Source organism: Streptomyces sp. NPDC059009, assembly GCF_042740175.1.
GTDB lineage: Bacteria > Actinomycetota > Actinomycetes > Streptomycetales > Streptomycetaceae > Streptomyces.
In genome coordinates this window covers 1-15,277 of record NZ_JBHYJB010000064.1, presented here as the reverse complement: position 1 = coordinate 15,277, position 15,277 = coordinate 1, and the positions used below count along the sequence as shown (strand labels likewise).

Annotated in this window: 15 protein-coding genes; 2 read left to right on the top strand and 13 right to left on the bottom strand. The window is 69.1% G+C overall.

Translation table 11 applies throughout. The annotated features are described in order from the left end of the window. Positions 1-13 precede the first annotated feature (13 nt). From ACFWYM_RS41585 to ACFWYM_RS41560, 6 genes are all read right to left on the bottom strand, one after another. On the bottom strand, positions 14-982 hold the full coding sequence (locus ACFWYM_RS41585; protein ID WP_384849842.1) for a helix-turn-helix transcriptional regulator: 969 nt from the start codon (positions 980-982) through the stop codon (positions 14-16). Positions 983-999: 17 nt separating this feature from the next. After that, a complete protein-coding gene (locus ACFWYM_RS41580; RefSeq protein ID WP_384849839.1) occupies positions 1,000-1,956 on the bottom strand; it encodes a helix-turn-helix transcriptional regulator in 957 nt (318 codons plus the stop codon). A 186-nt stretch (positions 1,957-2,142) separates the two neighbouring features. Further along, a complete protein-coding gene (locus ACFWYM_RS41575) occupies positions 2,143-2,517 on the bottom strand; it encodes an FKBP-type peptidyl-prolyl cis-trans isomerase (RefSeq protein ID WP_384849836.1) in 375 nt (124 codons plus the stop codon). A gap of 60 nt (positions 2,518-2,577) precedes the next feature. After that, entirely contained in the window at positions 2,578-3,576 is a 999-nt protein-coding gene (locus ACFWYM_RS41570; protein ID WP_384849833.1) for an FKBP-type peptidyl-prolyl cis-trans isomerase, read from the bottom strand. A 166-nt stretch (positions 3,577-3,742) separates the two neighbouring features. Beyond that, a complete protein-coding gene (pafA, locus tag ACFWYM_RS41565; protein WP_384849830.1) occupies positions 3,743-5,104 on the bottom strand; it encodes a Pup--protein ligase in 1,362 nt (453 codons plus the stop codon). Between the two features lie 9 nt (positions 5,105-5,113). Further along, positions 5,114-6,382, bottom strand: a complete 1,269-nt coding sequence (locus ACFWYM_RS41560) for an MFS transporter (protein ID WP_384849828.1) — start codon at positions 6,380-6,382, stop codon at positions 5,114-5,116. Positions 6,383-6,499: 117 nt separating this feature from the next. Between ACFWYM_RS41560 and ACFWYM_RS41555 the strand changes: the two genes are divergently transcribed. After that, the gene (locus tag ACFWYM_RS41555; protein ID WP_384849825.1) at positions 6,500-7,531 is read left to right on the top strand and encodes a LacI family DNA-binding transcriptional regulator; all 1,032 of its coding nucleotides are present in this window, start codon (positions 6,500-6,502) and stop codon (positions 7,529-7,531) included. 99 nt (positions 7,532-7,630) lie between these two features. Here ACFWYM_RS41555 and prcA read toward each other — a convergent pair whose 3' ends face one another. The 6 genes from prcA to arc form a co-directional block, all read right to left on the bottom strand. Further along, positions 7,631-8,401, bottom strand: coding sequence for a proteasome subunit alpha (gene prcA, locus ACFWYM_RS41550; protein WP_384849822.1), 771 nt, complete (start codon positions 8,399-8,401; stop codon positions 7,631-7,633). Positions 8,402-8,480: 79 nt separating this feature from the next. After that, on the bottom strand, positions 8,481-9,323 hold the full coding sequence (gene prcB, locus ACFWYM_RS41545) for a proteasome subunit beta (RefSeq protein WP_384849819.1): 843 nt from the start codon (positions 9,321-9,323) through the stop codon (positions 8,481-8,483). Beyond that, positions 9,305-9,865: an endonuclease VII domain-containing protein gene (locus ACFWYM_RS41540; protein ID WP_384849816.1), complete on the bottom strand. Its 561-nt coding sequence runs from the start codon at positions 9,863-9,865 to the stop codon at positions 9,305-9,307. The genes prcB and ACFWYM_RS41540 overlap by 19 nt, the downstream gene beginning before the upstream one ends. A gap of 6 nt (positions 9,866-9,871) precedes the next feature. Then, positions 9,872-10,090: a ubiquitin-like protein Pup gene (locus tag ACFWYM_RS41535; RefSeq protein WP_011027899.1), complete on the bottom strand. Its 219-nt coding sequence runs from the start codon at positions 10,088-10,090 to the stop codon at positions 9,872-9,874. Positions 10,091-10,221: 131 nt separating this feature from the next. Beyond that, complete coding sequence (gene dop, locus ACFWYM_RS41530; RefSeq protein WP_384849812.1) at positions 10,222-11,733, bottom strand: depupylase/deamidase Dop; 1,512 nt, start codon at positions 11,731-11,733, stop codon at positions 10,222-10,224. A 234-nt stretch (positions 11,734-11,967) separates the two neighbouring features. Next, positions 11,968-13,734, bottom strand: coding sequence for a proteasome ATPase (arc, locus tag ACFWYM_RS41525; protein WP_384849809.1), 1,767 nt, complete (start codon positions 13,732-13,734; stop codon positions 11,968-11,970). A gap of 254 nt (positions 13,735-13,988) precedes the next feature. Between arc and ACFWYM_RS41520 the strand changes: the two genes are divergently transcribed. Beyond that, the gene (locus ACFWYM_RS41520) at positions 13,989-14,303 is read left to right on the top strand and encodes a ferredoxin (RefSeq protein ID WP_384849806.1); all 315 of its coding nucleotides are present in this window, start codon (positions 13,989-13,991) and stop codon (positions 14,301-14,303) included. Positions 14,304-14,466: 163 nt separating this feature from the next. Here the strand turns inward: ACFWYM_RS41520 and ACFWYM_RS41515 are convergent, their stop codons facing one another. Then, complete coding sequence (locus ACFWYM_RS41515; RefSeq protein ID WP_384849803.1) at positions 14,467-15,048, bottom strand: hypothetical protein; 582 nt, start codon at positions 15,046-15,048, stop codon at positions 14,467-14,469. Between the last annotated feature and the right edge of the window lie 229 nt (positions 15,049-15,277).

Genomic DNA, 15,277 nt, shown 5'->3' with positions numbered 1-15,277 from the left:
CCTCGCACTCTTCTCAGCTCTGCTCTTCGTACGCCGCGAGCGCGTCGCGGGCCTTCTGCCGCGCGCTGTCCGCGAGCTGGGCCGGGGAGACGATGTGCCCGTCCCGGCCGAGCCGCAGCGCGAGCCTGCGCAGCGAGGCCGGGTCCGGGGTGCGCAGCGTGATCCGCAGTCCCCCGTCAGGCAGCTCCTCCGCGCTGTCGTGCGGGTAGTACTCGGCGACCCAGCGCCCGCCGGGGCCCACCTCGACGACCACCTCGGGGTCCTCCGCGGCGGGCTGCACCAGGCCCTCGGAGAGGTCGCGCAGCTCCACCTCGGGCGGCGCCGACGGCTCGTCGAGGATCTTGATCTCGGCGACCCGGTCGAGCCGGAAGGTGCGCCGCGCCTCGGAGCGGCGGCACCACGCCTCCACGTACGTGTGCCCGACGCTCACCAGGCGGATCGGGTCGATCTCACGCTCGGTGACCTCGTCGCGCGCGGGCGAGTAGTAGCGGATCCACAGCCGCCGCCGCTCGGAGATGGCGCGGTCGACGTCGGCGAAGACGCCGCCCTCCGACTCGAAGGTCACCGAGAGGCGCGAGCTGGCGCCCGCCGCCTCGCCGGCCGCCGTCTCCAGCTTCGCGGTGGCGCGAAGGAGCGCCTGCCGGTCGCCCTCGCGCAGGCCGGGGAGCGTGGCCACCGCGCGGGCGGCCACCAGGAGCGCCGTCGCCTCGTCGGCGGCGAGCCGCAGCGGCTCGGCCGCCTCCGCCCCGAGGGCGGCCGGGTTGTGCCACCAGATGCGGTCGCCGTCGGTGTCGATGTCGAGGAGGTCGCCGCCGCGGAAGCTCGTCCCGCACAGCGGCAGCACGTCCAGGTCGGAGATCAGCTCGTCCGGGGTGATCCCGAAGGCACGGGCGACGTCGCTGACGCGCGCGCCGGGACGCTCCCTGAGATACGTGACCAAGGAGAGCATCCGCCTGGTCTGGTCGATGGCGTTCGCGGCCATGGTTGTCCGTGTCCCCCTCAGCCCTTGGCCACGGCACGCAGCCGGTCCACGACGTCCGCCCGCAGCTCCGCGGGCTCCATGACGACCACATCCGGCCCGAACTCCACGAGCCAGGCGTCCAGCCCGTGCCCGTACGGGATCTCCAGCTCCTCCCAGCCGTCGCCCAGGTCGCGCACCGGGCCCGTCGCCTTGGCCCGCAGCGGATAGCCCGCGCCCGCGCGCAGCCGGATCAGGGCGCTGCGGTCGGCGGTCTCCCCCGCCCAGCTCGCGACGGTCTCGCGCACGGTGACCACGTCCGGTACGGCGGCCTTGAACTGCCCGGCCCGGGAGCGGACCTTGCCGGTGATCCGGGAGAGCCGGAAGACCCGCTCCGCCTCCCGGTCCCGGTCCCAGCCCGCGAGGTACCAGTGGCCGCGCCAGCACTCCAGGGCCCACGGCTCCACGTGGCGGGGCTCGGGGCGGGCCGCGGTGGCCTTGCGGTAGTCGAAGACGACGGGGCGCCGGTCCCGGCAGGCCAGCATCAGCGGCTCGAAGGCCGCCTCGTGCACGGGGATGCGGGGCTCCAGGGCGCCGTGCGCCTCGTACGGGTCGACGTCCTCCGGCAGGCCCGCGGCGCGCAGCTTCTGCAGGGCGCCGCTGGCGGCACCGGCGAGGCGGGCCTGCTGCCAGACCTTGGCGGCGAGCCCGAGGGCCGCGGCCTCCTCGGCGTCCAGGGTGATGGGCGGCAGGCGGTTGCTGTCGCGGCGGGCGAGATAGCCGACGTCGCCGTCGAGGTTCTCGACCGTCTCGATGACCAGGCCGAGTTCCCGCAGATCGTCCTTGTCCCGCTCAAACATGCGGTTGAAGGAGTCGTCCGAACCCGCTTCCAGGTAAGCCTCGATGGAGCCCCGCAGCTCGCGCTTGCTGAGCGGCCGTCGCGTCCCGAGCAGACACAGCGCAAGATTCATCAGCCGCTCGGCCTTGGCAATGGCCATCGACGCCCTTTCTCGGCCCGTCCCCTGTGCACTTGTGAGAAGTGCTTCCGCAACAAGTGCTTCCGACCGATGACCGTACCGCTCCGGGGTGTCGTGGCAAAAGCCGAGGGCCCATGCCAGGAACAGGCATGGGCCCTGCGTGGACCTCTATGGACAGGTCCGGTCAGACCTGTCGCACGCGGTGGCTCAGACGGACACCAGGTCGCAGACGAAGATCAGCGTCTCGCCGGGGGCGATGCGGCCGCCACCGGCGCCGCGGTCGCCGTACGCGAGGTGGGCCGGGATGACCAGCTGGCGGCGGCCGCCGACCTTCATGCCCTGCACGCCCTTGTCCCAGCCGCTGATGACCTGACCGGCACCGAGCTGGAACTCCAGCGGCGTGCCGCGGTTCCAGCTCGCGTCGAACTCCTCGCCGGAGCTGAAGGCGACGCCCACGTAGTGGACCTTGACGAAGTCGCCGGCCTTGGCCTCGGCGCCGTCGCCCTCCCAGATGTCCTTGATCTCCAGGTCCGCCGGGGGCTCGCCACCGGGGAAGTCGACCTCGGGCTTGTCGATGCTCACGTGAATGCTCCTGCTTGATACGAAATCGTCAACGCGGACAGTCTTGCATCCCCCGCGGGGTCACATCGCGGCGAGGATGTCCACGGAGAAGACCAGCGTGGAGTCCTTCTTGATGCCGCTGCCCTGCGGCGGCTTGTCCCCGTAGCCCAGCTCCGGCGGGATGACGATGAGGACGCGGCTGCCGACCTTCTTGCCGGTCAGTCCCTGCGCCCAGCCCTTGACGACCTGCGCCAGCTGGAACTGGGCGAGCTGGCCGCGCTTGTACGACTCGTCGAACTCCTTGCCGGTGTCCCAGATGACGCCCTTGTACTGGCACAGGAGGGTGTTGGTCTCCTTCACCTCGGGGCCGTCGCCCTCGATGACGTAGGAGGAGACGAGCTTCTTGGGGGCGTCCACCTTCGGCACGTCGATGGACGGGGCCTTGCCGTCGGTGTTGGTGCCGACCTTGGGCAGGTCCTTGTTGTCCTGCGCGACGTCCTTGCCCTTGGCGGAGCTCTTCGCGTTGAACGTGCCGACCACGTCGACGACGAAGACCAGGGTGTCGGTGCCCTTGATGCCCGCCTGCTTGTTGCCCTCCTTGCCGTAGCCCATCGCCGGCGGGATGGCCATCTCGACGCGGCTGCCGATCTTCTTGCCGACCAGGCCCTGGTCCCAGCCGGGGATGACCTGGCCGACGCCGATCGGGAAGACCGTGGGGGCGCCGCGGTCGTAGGAGTTGTCGAAGACCTTGGCCGTGTCCCAGATCTGTCCGAGGTAATTGGCCTGCAGATAGTCGCCCTTGGCGACCTCGCCGCCCTTGCCCTGGATCACGGTCTTCACCGCGAGGTCGGGCGACGGCTTGCCCGAGCCCTTGGCGACGGTCGGCTTCTCGCCGAACTTGGTGCCCTTGGTGATCTCGGGCACCGGACCGCTCACGATCTTCGCGGTCGGCTCGCCCGACGACGAGTTCGAAGGGGTCGCGCTGTCTTTGGACTTGGCCTTGTCGCCCTTGTCGTCGCCACAGCCGGCGAGCGTGAGCAGGCCGGCCGGAACGGCAAGGAGGAGTGAACGTCGGCGCACGGTGAGGGCCTCGTATCGATCGAACTTGTGGGTTGGCGTGCGCGCAACTCTACGCATGGAGAAGGGCGCCGCACGAGGAACGTACGGCGCCCCGCGTTGCGTTCCCGCAACGCCACTCTGGTCACGCGGCCCTCAGAGCCACCTCACAAAGTGCTCATATCGCTTGTCACATACCGGCGATGAGCTTCTCCACCCGGTCGTCCACCGACCGGAACGGGTCCTTGCACAGCACGGTGCGCTGCGCCTGGTCGTTGAGCTTGAGGTGCACCCAGTCCACCGTGAAGTCCCGGCGCTGCTCCTGGGCCCGGCGGATGAAGTCGCCGCGCAGCCGTGCCCGGGTGGTCTGCGGCGGCACGGACTTGCCCTCGAAGATCTTCAAGTCGTTGCAGATCCGGGCGGCTTGCCCCTTCTTCTCCAAGAGGTAGTAGAGGCCACGACGACGGTGGATGTCGTGGTACGCGAGGTCTATCTGCGCGACCCGCGGGTGCGACATGGTGATGTTGTTCTTCGCCCGGTACCGCTCGATGAGCTGGTACTTCATGACCCAGTCGATCTCGGTGCTGATGCGGTCCAGGTCCTCCGACTCGATCGAGTCGAGCGTGCGGCCCCACAGCTCCAGGACCTGCTCGACGGTGCCGGTGCGGATGCCGCGGCGGTCCACGAAGTCCACGGCCTTCTCGTAGTACTCGCGCTGCACCTCGAGGGCGGATGCCTCCCGGCCACTGGCCAGGCGCACCTTGCGGCGCCCGGTGATGTCGTGGCTGACCTCGCGGATGGCCCGGATCGGGTTCTCCAGGGTCAGGTCACGCATGACCGTGCCCGCCTCGATCATGCGCAGCACGAGGTCGGTGGCTCCGACCTTGAGGAGCATGGTCGTCTCGGACATGTTCGAGTCGCCCACGATGACGTGCAGGCGGCGGTAGCGCTCGGCGTCGGCGTGCGGCTCGTCCCGGGTGTTGATGATGGGCCTCGAGCGTGTGGTCGCGGAGGAGACCCCCTCCCAGATGTGCTCGGCCCGCTGGCTCACGCAGTACACGGCGCCGCGCGGAGTCTGCAGCACCTTGCCCGCGCCGCACAGCAGCTGCCGGGTGACGAGGAACGGGATGAGAATGTCCGCGAGCCGCGAGAACTCCCCGTGCCGGGCCACCAGATAGTTCTCGTGGCAGCCGTACGAGTTTCCGGCCGAGTCGGTGTTGTTCTTGAAAAGGTAGACGTCGCCCGCGATTCCCTCCTCGTGCAGGCGGCGTTCGGCGTCGACGAGCAGGCCTTCCAGAATGCGCTCGCCTGCCTTGTCGTGGGTGACCAGCTCGGTCACGTTGTCACATTCGGGAGTTGCGTACTCCGGATGTGAACCCACGTCGAGATAGAGGCGGGCGCCGTTCCGCAGAAAGACATTGCTGCTGCGGCCCCATGACACGACACGGCGGAAGAGGTACCGCGCCACCTCGTCAGGAGACAGGCGGCGCTGTCCCCTGAACGTACATGTGACGCCGTACTCGTTCTCCAGCCCGAAAATGCGGCGGTCCATGACTGAACATTACGCCTGATGCCCGGTACTGAAACCGGGTTCGACAGCCTCAGTTCGATCATTTTCCGATGAACCCGCAACGACCTCACCATCGCCGGTAGCTGCGAGGACCCGCCCCGTGGCCAGCAGCACGAGCAGCGCGGCCCCGCCCGCGAGCCCCGGCACCGCGAAGCCCCACCCGATCCCGCCCCACTCGACGGCCGGTCCCCCGGCGGCCGTTCCGACCGAGGCGCCCACCGTGAAGGTCGTCACGAGCCACGAGAACGCCTCCGTGACCGTGCCCTTGGGGGCATGCCGGTCCACCACGATGAACGCGCACGCGAGCGCGGGCGCCAGGAAGACCCCCGCGAGCCCGGTGAGCGCCACCATGCCCACCGCGCCCGGCGTCAGCAGCAGCGGCACATAGCCGAGCGCGAGCAGCGCCACCAGGACCCGCAGCCGCTTCTCCGGCGCCCCGCTCCACTGCCGCGCCCCGTACACGGCGCCGCCGATGAGGGCGCCGAGGCCGAGGGCCGCCATCATCCAGCCGTACACCGCGTCGCCGCCGTGCTCATCGGCGTACGCCACTCCGGCCACCGTGATGGAGCCGAGCGCCGTGCCGACGAAGAGGAACGCGCCGAGGAGCGCGAGGAGTCCGGGCGAGCGCAGCGCGCCCAGCCAGTGCGCCTCACGGGGCGCGGACCGCCACGCGCGCGAGGGCTCGGAGACGACGACCGAGAGCGCACCGAGCACACCGATCACGTTGACGACGAGCAGCGCGGCCTGGGCCGACCACAGGGAGACGCACGCCGTGACGAGCAACGGCCCGACGGTGAACATGACTTCCTGGGCCACCGCGTCCATCGCGTACGCGGTGTGGACCTCCTCCTCCTTGCCCAGCACGCTCGGCCACAGCGCCCGCAGGCCGCCCTCCAGCGGCGGTGTGGCCACGCCCGCGACGGCCACCGCCACGTACGCGGCGGCCAGCGCATCGGGCCCGGTGAAGGCGAACGCGGCCATGCCCAGGGCGGAGAAGACCGCGGCGGGCAGCTGCACCCGCGGCTGCCCGTGCAGGTCCACCAGCCGGCCGAGCAGCGGCTGGCCGACGGCGGTGGCCACCCCGTACACGGCGGCGAGCCCGCCCGCGAGGCTGTAGGTGCCGCCCTCGGCGCGGATGAACAGCACGATGGCGATGGCCGCGGTGGCGTTCGGCAGCCGCCCCACGAGCGTGCCGACGAGCAGCCGCGTCGCGTAGCGCGTGCGCAGGATCGCCGCGTAACCCCTCAGTCCGGCAGCCATGTTCGCGCCTCTCCCCCGCGCCGAAGCGCCCCAGGTTTTACGTATAACGTCGAGCGTCATACGTACCATGTGCGCTGTCCGTGAGTCCACCCTCGCGGCAACGACCAGGAGGTGTCCGTGGCCGGGCCACAGCAGGAAGCGGCGGGGCCGCGCCCCACCAGCCGCGACGTCGCACGCGTCGCCGGGGTCTCCCAGGCCACCGTCTCCCTCGTCCTCGGCGACAAGTGGCGCGGCCGCGTCGCCGAGCCCACGGCCGAACGCGTCCGCGCCGCTGCCCGCGAACTCGGCTACCGGCCCAACATCGCCGCCCGCAACCTCCGCCTCGGCCGCACCAGAACGGCCCTCCTGGTCGTCCCCGCGCTCACCAACGAGTTCTTCGCCCGCGTCTACACCGGCGCCGCCCGCGTCGCCGCCCGGCACGGCTTCGGCGTCGTCCTCTACCCCTCACCCGACGGCGTCGGCCCGGCCCGTGACCCCTTCGACTCGGCCCGCGCGTCCCTGGACGGCGTCCTCGCCTCCTCCATGGCCTCCGAGGCCCTCGCCACCATCCGCGGCGACGAACTCCCCCTCGTCATGCTCGACAGCGACCCCGCGGGCAGCCGCGGCGCCACCACCGTCAACCTCGACATCGCCGACGGCATCCGCCAGGTCACCGAGCACCTCCTCGGCCTCGGCCACCGCCGCGTCCTGCACCTCGCGGCGGACGTCGACTCCTGGACCTTCGTCGTCCGCGCCCGGGCCCTCGCCGCCGCCCTCGACGGCACCGGCACCTCGGTGCGCACCGTCGCCGCACCGCTGTCCGTCGAGAGCGCCCGCACCGTGGCCGAAACCGCCCTCACCGCGCCGGGCCCCCGCCCCACGGCGATCGTCTGCGACGACGACTTCCTGGCCGCCGGGGCCTGCAAGGCCGCCCGCCGCCTCGGCCTGCGCGTCCCCGAGGACCTCTCCGTCACCGGCTTCGACGACCTCACCCTGGCCACCGCCGTCGAACCCGAACTCACCACCGTGCGGCTGCCCGCCGAGGAGTTCGGCGAGCGCGGCATGGCCTCCCTGCTGGCCGTCCTCGACGGCCACACCCCCGGGACCGAGACCCTCCCCGTCCACCTGGTCCCCCGCGGCTCCACCGGCCCGGCCCCCAGCGGCAGTTGACCCCCTGCCGCCCTCTGCACGCACGGAAAAAAGCCCCGCGCCCCGGCTACTGTGGCCGGGGCGCGGGGCGTCACCCACGTACGGGACTGCTCTGCGCGACTACTCCTGCGCGGCGTCGTCCGACTGCTCGCCGCCCTCGCTGTCGGCGTCGGCGCCACCCGTGGCGCCCTGCTCGGCCGAGAGCAGACGCTCCAGCTGCCGCCCCACGATGCGCTTGAACTTGCGCTGCTGCGGACGCGTCCGGTCGAGGACCGCGACCTCCAGCCGCTCCGCGGGGATCTCCCGCTCGCTGCCATTGGTGTCCCGGGACAGCGACGTCACCGCCAGCTTCAGCGCCTCCGCCAGCGTCATCCCGTCCTGGTGCCGCTGATCGAGATAGGTGCTGATCTGCTCGGCATTGCCGCCCACGGCGACCGAACCGTGCTCGTCCACGATCGATCCGTCATGCGGGAGCCGGTAGATCTGATCGCCGTCCGGCGTCACTCCGACCTCGGCGACGACCAGCTCCACCTCGTACGGCTTCTCGGCGTTGCTGGAGAAAATCGTGCCCAGCGTCTGCGCGTACACATTCGCCAGACCACGCGCCGTCACATCGTCACGGTCGTACGTGTACCCACGCAGATCCGCATAACGGACGCCGCCGATGCGCAAATTCTCGTACTCGTTGTACTTGCCGGCGGCCGCGAAGCCGATCCGGTCATAGATCTCGCTGAACTTGTGCAGCGCACGGGACGGGTTCTCGCCGACGAACACGATGCCATCGGCGTACTGCATCACGACCAGGCTGCGACCGCGAGCGATCCCCTTACGGGCATACTCGGCCCGGTCGGCCATGGCCTGCTGGGGTGAGACATAGAACGGCGTCGACACCGGCTATCCGTCCCTTCCTTCAAAGACACTCAAGTCAACAAAACTCAAGTCAGTGGCGAATACGGATCGTTCGGATCGACTAGAGCAGCGCGGCCCGCGGGCCGTCCGGCTGCTCGAGACGCCGCTCCAGGATCGACCGGGCGATCTGGGACGACTCGTCGTCGGACAGGCGCCGGAACCCCTCGTCGGAGATCACGGTGACGATCGGGAAGATCCGCCGGGCCATGTCCGGGCCACCCGTCGCCGAGTCGTCGTCGGCGGCGTCGTACAGAGCCTGCACGACGAGCGTCGTCGCCTCCTCCTCCGACAGGTCGTCCCGGAAGAGCTTCTTCATCGCCCCGCGCGCGAAGACCGAACCGGAACCGGTCGCCGCGAAGCCGTGCTCCTCGCTGCGGCCGCCCGTGACGTCGTACGAGAAGATGCGGCCCTTCTCGCGGTCCACGTCATAGCCCGCGAAGAGCGGGACCACGGCGAGCCCCTGCATGGCCATGCCGAGGTTGGAACGGATCATCGTGGAGAGCCGGTTGGCCTTGCCCTCCAGCGAGAGCGTCGCCCCCTCGACCTTCTCGAAGTGCTCCAGCTCCAGCTGGAAGAGCTTGACCATCTCGACGGCCAGACCGGCCGTACCGGCGATGCCCACCGCCGAGTACTCGTCGGCCGGGAAGACCTTCTCGATGTCGCGCTGCGCGATCACATTGCCCATCGTCGCCCGCCGGTCACCGGCGAGCACCACGCCGCCGGGATAGGTCACGGAAACGATGGTGGTGCCGTGCGGCGCCTCGATCGCCCCCTGCACCGGCAACTGCCGGTTGCCGGGAAGAATCTCGGGCTGGTGCACGGAGAGGAAGTCCACGAAGGACGACGACCCAGGCGTCAGGAAGGCAGCTGGCAGACGCCCGGTGCTCAGAGGTTTGGCTTCCACGAGGTTCCCTCCACGTAAGCGATGGCCCGCCGTATGACGTCGGGATCATCTCCCAACTTGCCAATGGCCGAATTGCAGTTGAAGCACAGTACGCCTCGGACCCTACCCGTCGAGTGGCAATGATCCACATGTACTGCAGGAGCCTTGAGGCATATCGCACAGAGTCCGTTCTGAGCGGCGATCATCTCGTCGCGTTCCGCCTCAGTCATGCCGTACTGACGCTTCAGGTAGTGGGCGCGCCCCTCCGCAGCGCGGCATGACTTGCATCGCGTCGACAGCCCGTCAGAGGCAGTCGCATTGCGGTGCCACTCGCTCCACGGCTTGACGTCGTCGCACGACAGGCAATGTTTGTGCCCCTCGGGCACGTTCGCCCTGCGGACTGTCTTGCCAAGAGCCTCACGACGACGGCGATACGCCCCGCCAGTGCATTCACGGCAATTGCTCTGAAGGCCGTCGAGTCTCGACCTGTTGACCGCGAATGCACTGGCCGGGAGCCTCCGCTGGCATGCCGAGCATTTCTTCTCGGCACCCAATCCGGACATTTGCTACTACTCTCCGCCCTTCTGGACAAATGAGCGCACGAAGTCCTCGGCGTTCTCCTCCAAGACGTCGTCAATCTCGTCCAGCACCGAGTCCACGTCGTCGCTCAGCTTCTCCTGGCGCTCCTTGAGGTCTTCCGAAGCCTGCGCGTCCTGCGCCTGCTCCTCGACCTCCTCGGTGGAGCGCGTCGCCTTCTGCTGTCCGCCGCCGGTGTCCTTGGTCGCCATCTACCTCACCCCGCTCGGTTCGACGTTCTTGATCAGACCCTACAAGCCGGGTCCGACATCGGCCCCGCACTTCTTTCAACGTGCGGGGGCCACCCATGTGATTCCCCGGCCGTCGGCCTTTCAGCCGTGACTCAGCCTCCGGACAGGACCCTGACCAGATCCTCGGCCGTACGGCACCGGTCGAGGAGCTCCTTCACGTGGTTACGCGTTCCGCGAAGGGGTTCGAGGGTCGGGACCCGCTGGAGCGAGTCACGGCCCGGCAGGTCGAAGATCACCGAGTCCCAGGAAGCCGCCGCCACGTCGTCCGCGTACTGCTCCAGGCAGCGTCCGCGGAAGTACGCACGGGTGTCCTCCGGCGGCTTCGTACGGGCCTTCTCGACCTCTGTCTCGTCCAGGAGGCGCTTCATCTTGCCCCGGGCCACCAGACGGTTGTACAGGCCCTTCTCGGCCCGTACATCGGCGTACTGGAGGTCGACGAGGTGGAGCCGGGCGGCGTCCCAGTCGAGGCTGTCGCGGCGGCGGTAGCCCTCCATGAGCTCCCGCTTGGCGACCCAGTCGAGCTCCCCGGAGAGGCTCATGGGATCCGACTCCAGGCGGCCAAGGACGTCCTCCCAGCGGGCCAGGATGTCCTTGGTCTGCTCGTCCGCGTCCGCGCCGAAGCGCTCCTCCACGTACTTGCGGGCCAGCTCGAAGTACTCCATCTGGAGCTGGACAGCGGTGAGTGTCCGGCCGCTGCGGAGCGTGACCAGCCGCTTGAGCGTCGGGTCGTGCGAGATCTGGTGCAGGGTGCGCACCGGCTGGTCGACGGCCAGGTCGACGGCGATGAAGCCGTCCTCGATCATGGCGAGGACCAGCGAGGTGGTGCCGAGCTTCAGATACGTCGAGATCTCGGAGAGGTTGGCGTCGCCGATGATGACGTGCAGGCGGCGGTACTTCTCCGCGTCGGCGTGCGGCTCGTCGCGGGTGTTGATGATGGGGCGTTTGAGGGTGGTCTCGAGGCCCACCTCGACCTCGAAGTAGTCGGCGCGCTGGCTGAGCTGGAAGCCGTGCTCGTGCCCGTCCTGGCCGATGCCGACGCGGCCGGCGCCGGTGACGACCTGGCGGGAGACGAAGAACGGCGTCAGATGGCGCACGATGTCCGAGAAGGGGGTCTCCCGCTTCATCAGATAGTTCTCGTGCGTGCCGTAGGACGCGCCCTTGTTGTCGGTGTTGTTCTTGTAGAGGTGGATCGGCTGTGCGCCGGGCAGCTGGGCCGCGCGCTCGGCGGCCTCCGCCATGATGCGCTCGCCTGCCTTGTCCCACAGGACGGCGTCACGGGGGTTGGTGACCTCCGGGGCGCTGTACTCGGGGTGTGCGTGGTCGACGTACAGGCGTGCCCCGTTGGTGAGGATGACGTTGGCCAGGCCGATGTCCTCGTCGGTGAGCTGACTGGCGTCGGCGGCCTCGCGGGCGAGGTCGAAACCCCGCGCGTCCCGCAGCGGGTTCTCCTCCTCGAAGTCCCAGCGGGCGCGTCGCGCCCGGTGCATCGCCGCGGCGTAGGCGTTGACGATCTGGGACGAGGTGAGCATGGCATTGGCGTTGGGGTGGCCGGGGACGGAGATGCCGTACTCCGTCTCGATGCCCATTACTCGCCGTACGGTCATGCGGCCCTCCTTGCCCGGCGGCGCCCCCGGGTGGGGGCGGCGCTCAAGTACCGCTGGTTCTCCGGTGCGTGTGCGGTGCCCGTCCCCGCACTGCGCGACTCGGCGGTACCGAAGAGCCTAGAACGCCTTTGCGCTGGTGGGGAGATCAATTCCGTCATTGCTCTGCTCTGGTCGTGGCCTGAAAAACAGTCGGCTGCGGGTACCCGTGAAGGGCACCCGCAGCCGCCCTGTCTTTTACAGGTACTGACCGGTGTTGGCCACCGTGTCGATGGATCGTCCGGTGTCTGCGCCCTGCTTTCCGGTGACGAGGGTGCGGATGTACACGATCCGCTCGCCCTTCTTTCCGGAGATCCTGGCCCAGTCGTCCGGGTTGGTGGTGTTCGGCAGGTCCTCGTTCTCCTTGAACTCGTCCACGCAAGCCTGGAGGAGGTGGGAGACCCGAAGGCCCTTCTGGTTCTGTTCGAGGAATGCCTTGATGGCCATCTTCTTGGCGCGGCCGACGATGTTCTCGATCATGGCGCCGGAGTTGAAGTCCTTGAAGTACAGGACTTCCTTGTCGCCATTGGCGTACGTGACCTCGAGGAAGCGGTTCTCCTCGGACTCCGCGTACATCTGCTCGACGACCGACTGGATCATGCCGACCACGGTGGCGCGCCGGTCGGCGCTGTGCTCGGCCAGGTCGTCCGAGTGCAGCGGGAGGCGCTCGGTGAGGTACTTGGCGAAGATGTCCTTGGCCGCCTCGGCGTCCGGGCGCTCGATCTTGATCTTCACATCGAGTCGTCCGGGGCGCAGGATCGCGGGGTCGATCATGTCCTCGCGGTTGGAGGCGCCGATGACGATGACGTTCTCCAGCCCTTCCACGCCGTCGATCTCGGCGAGCAGCTGCGGGACGATGGTGTTCTCCACGTCCGAGCTGACACCGGATCCGCGGGTGCGGAAGAGGGATTCCATCTCGTCGAAGAAGACGATGACGGGGGTGCCCTCGCTCGCCTTCTCCCGGGCACGCTGGAAGACCAGGCGGATGTGGCGCTCGGTCTCGCCGACGTACTTGTTGAGGAGTTCGGGGCCCTTGATGTTGAGGAAGTAGCTCTTCCCCGCGGGCTGCCCGGTGACCTCGGCGACCTTCTTGGCAAGGGAGTTGGCGACGGCTTTCGCGATCAGCGTCTTGCCGCAGCCGGGAGGCCCGTACAGCAGCACGCCCTTGGGCGGCCGCAGTTCGTGCTCCTTGAAGAGGTCGGGGTACAGGTACGGGAGCTCGACGGCGTCCCGGATCATCTCGATCTGGCCGCCGAGGCCGCCGATCTTGTCGTAGCTGATGTCCGGAACTTCTTCGAGGACGAGCTCTTCGACCTCGCTCTTGGGCACGACCTCGTAGACGTATCCGGAGCGGGGTTCGAGCAGGAGGGCGTCGCCGGGGCGGATGGTGATGTCCAGCAGGGGCTCGGCGAGCCGCACCACCCGTTCCTCGTCGGTGTGCCCGACCACCAGCGCCCGTTCGCCGTCCTCGAGGATCTCCTTGAGGGTGACGATGTCGCCGACGCTCTCGTACTCCATGGCCTCGACCACGTTGAGCGCTTCGTTGAGCATCACTTCTTGGCCGCGCCTGAGCTCTTCGAGCTCGACGCTGGGGCTGACGTTCACCCGGAGTTTGCGTCCTCCGGTGAAGATGTCGGCCGTGCCGTCCTCGTTCGCCGTGAGGAAGACTCCGAAGCCGGCCGGCGGCTGTGCGAGCCGGTCGACTTCCTCCTTGAGGGCCACGATCTGGTCGCGGGCCTCGCGGAGTGTGTTGGCGAGCCGCTCGTTCTGGGCGGACACGCCGGCCAGGTTGGTCTGCAGCTCGACGATCCGCTCTTCGAGAATCCTCGTGTGCCGCGGAGAGTCGGCGAGCTTGCGTCGCAGGACGGCGATTTCCTGCTCGAGATAGGCAACCTGACCGGCAGGGTCTTCAGACCCTCGCCCGGGCCGGATGCCGCGGTTGATGTCGTCGTCGTGGGCTGCCACGGTCCTCACCTCCTCCAAGGGGAGCTGGACGCTTCCAGACCCTACCTGGGTGGGTGTCGATTGAAACCCCTAGATCACAAAGACGATAGGGGTGTGTCCGATCTTCACCCTTGCGCTCTCCCTCACGCCAGGGGAATACCCACCCAACAACATCGGAAAGCGGGCGGTTGTATCGTCGAACCGTTCAACACCCGTCAGGGCTGGCCCGACTTGCTGCAGAGTCGGCACGCTCGACGCAGCAAACGGCAGGAGAGATGACCGTGCGGCACGAGGCCGAGACCAGCAGTGACAGCCATGATCTGCTGGAGGTCTGGATCGACCAGGACCTCTGTACCGGCGACGGCATCTGCGCCCAGTACGCGCCCGAGGTCTTCGAGCTGGACATCGACGGCCTCGCCTATGTGAAGAGCGCGGACGACGAGCTGCTGCAGGCCCCCGGGGCGGCAACGCCCGTACCGCTGCCGCTCCTGAGGGACGTCAGGGAGTCCGCGAAGGACTGCCCCGGCGACTGCATTCACGTGCGCCGTGTTTCGGACAGGGTCGAGGTGTACGGGCCCGACGCGGACTGAGCGGACGGCCTTCGGATCCGCCGCGGAATCTGTTCAACCGTCCACCGCGCAGTTGATGAAAGAAGGGCCCGCGCCTGCCGGTCTCCGGCGGGCGCGGGCCCTTATTCCTTTTCTTTCACGCCTACTTCATGTCTGACTTCTCACACGGTCCGCCGGTGGGCGCTCAGACCGAGCGCGCCCCGGCGGGGGTGCTGCGCGTGAACGTGCCGTTGTCCCATTGCCACTTGGCGGCGTCCTTCTTGTCGGGGCAGCAGCGGGGCACGTCGGGTGAGGAGTAGCCGAGGAGGGTGGCGGTGACGGCTCCGTCACGGACGGCGAAGTCCGTGACGGTCTGCCGGTCCTTGGGGTCGACGAGGGTGGCGACGACGCGGGGCTTGCCGCCGCCCTTCGGGCTCGTCAGTACGTAGACGCCGTCGGGCGGGGTGCCGGAGCCGGCGGCGCAGTGGACGACGGCGACGGTCTCGGCCCCGCCGTCCCCGTCGAGGTCGCCGGTGGCCTTCTTCTTGACGACGGATTCGGCCGTGCCGCAGTTCAGCGGGAAGCGGACGGTGGCTGGGTCGGGAGTGGGGGCCGGGGCCGCGGCGCTCTTGTTGCTGGGCTCGGGGCCCGACTGGGCGGCGGTCGCGGAGTCGGGCTGCAGGAAGGAGGAGCCCGCCACGACGGCGGCGATGGCGGCCGCGGTGGCCAGCCAGTGGATGGGGCGTGTGTGCGTGTGTGCCAGTTCCGGGACGGCCGGGTGCTGCACGAGGAGTGTCTCCTGTGGATGCTGTGCCGGTGGGGGTGGCCAGCATCGTGCCATACCTCACACTGAGGTGGAACACCTGGGTCCGGTGGGTCTGGTGTGCTGCTGCCGGTACGTCAACGAACGGGCGCCGCCGCCGAGTTCCCGTGGCGTGCGGGGAACACCGCCGCGGCGCCGGGGTGTTGGGCGGGCCGGGTCGGCCCGGGGCGAGCGGGGGCTGCCCCCCACGGCG

Bases quoted from the DNA above. Each gene is read 5' to 3' on its own strand.
- ACFWYM_RS41585 (WP_384849842.1), bottom strand. From the start codon at position 982: ATGGCCGCGAACGCCATCGACCAGACCAGGCGGATGCTCTCCTTGGTC.
- ACFWYM_RS41580 (WP_384849839.1), bottom strand. From the start codon at position 1,956: ATGGCCATTGCCAAGGCCGAGCGGCTGATGAATCTTGCGCTGTGTCTG.
- pafA (WP_384849830.1), bottom strand. From the start codon at position 5,104: ATGGACCGCCGCATTTTCGGGCTGGAGAACGAGTACGGCGTCACATGT.
- ACFWYM_RS41560 (WP_384849828.1), bottom strand. From the start codon at position 6,382: ATGGCTGCCGGACTGAGGGGTTACGCGGCGATCCTGCGCACGCGCTAC.
- ACFWYM_RS41540 (WP_384849816.1), bottom strand. From the start codon at position 9,865: ATGTCCGGATTGGGTGCCGAGAAGAAATGCTCGGCATGCCAGCGGAGG.
- ACFWYM_RS41535 (WP_011027899.1), bottom strand. From the start codon at position 10,090: ATGGCGACCAAGGACACCGGCGGCGGACAGCAGAAGGCGACGCGCTCC.
- dop (WP_384849812.1), bottom strand. From the start codon at position 11,733: ATGACCGTACGGCGAGTAATGGGCATCGAGACGGAGTACGGCATCTCC.
- ACFWYM_RS41520 (WP_384849806.1), top strand. From the start codon at position 13,989: ATGACCGTGCGGCACGAGGCCGAGACCAGCAGTGACAGCCATGATCTG.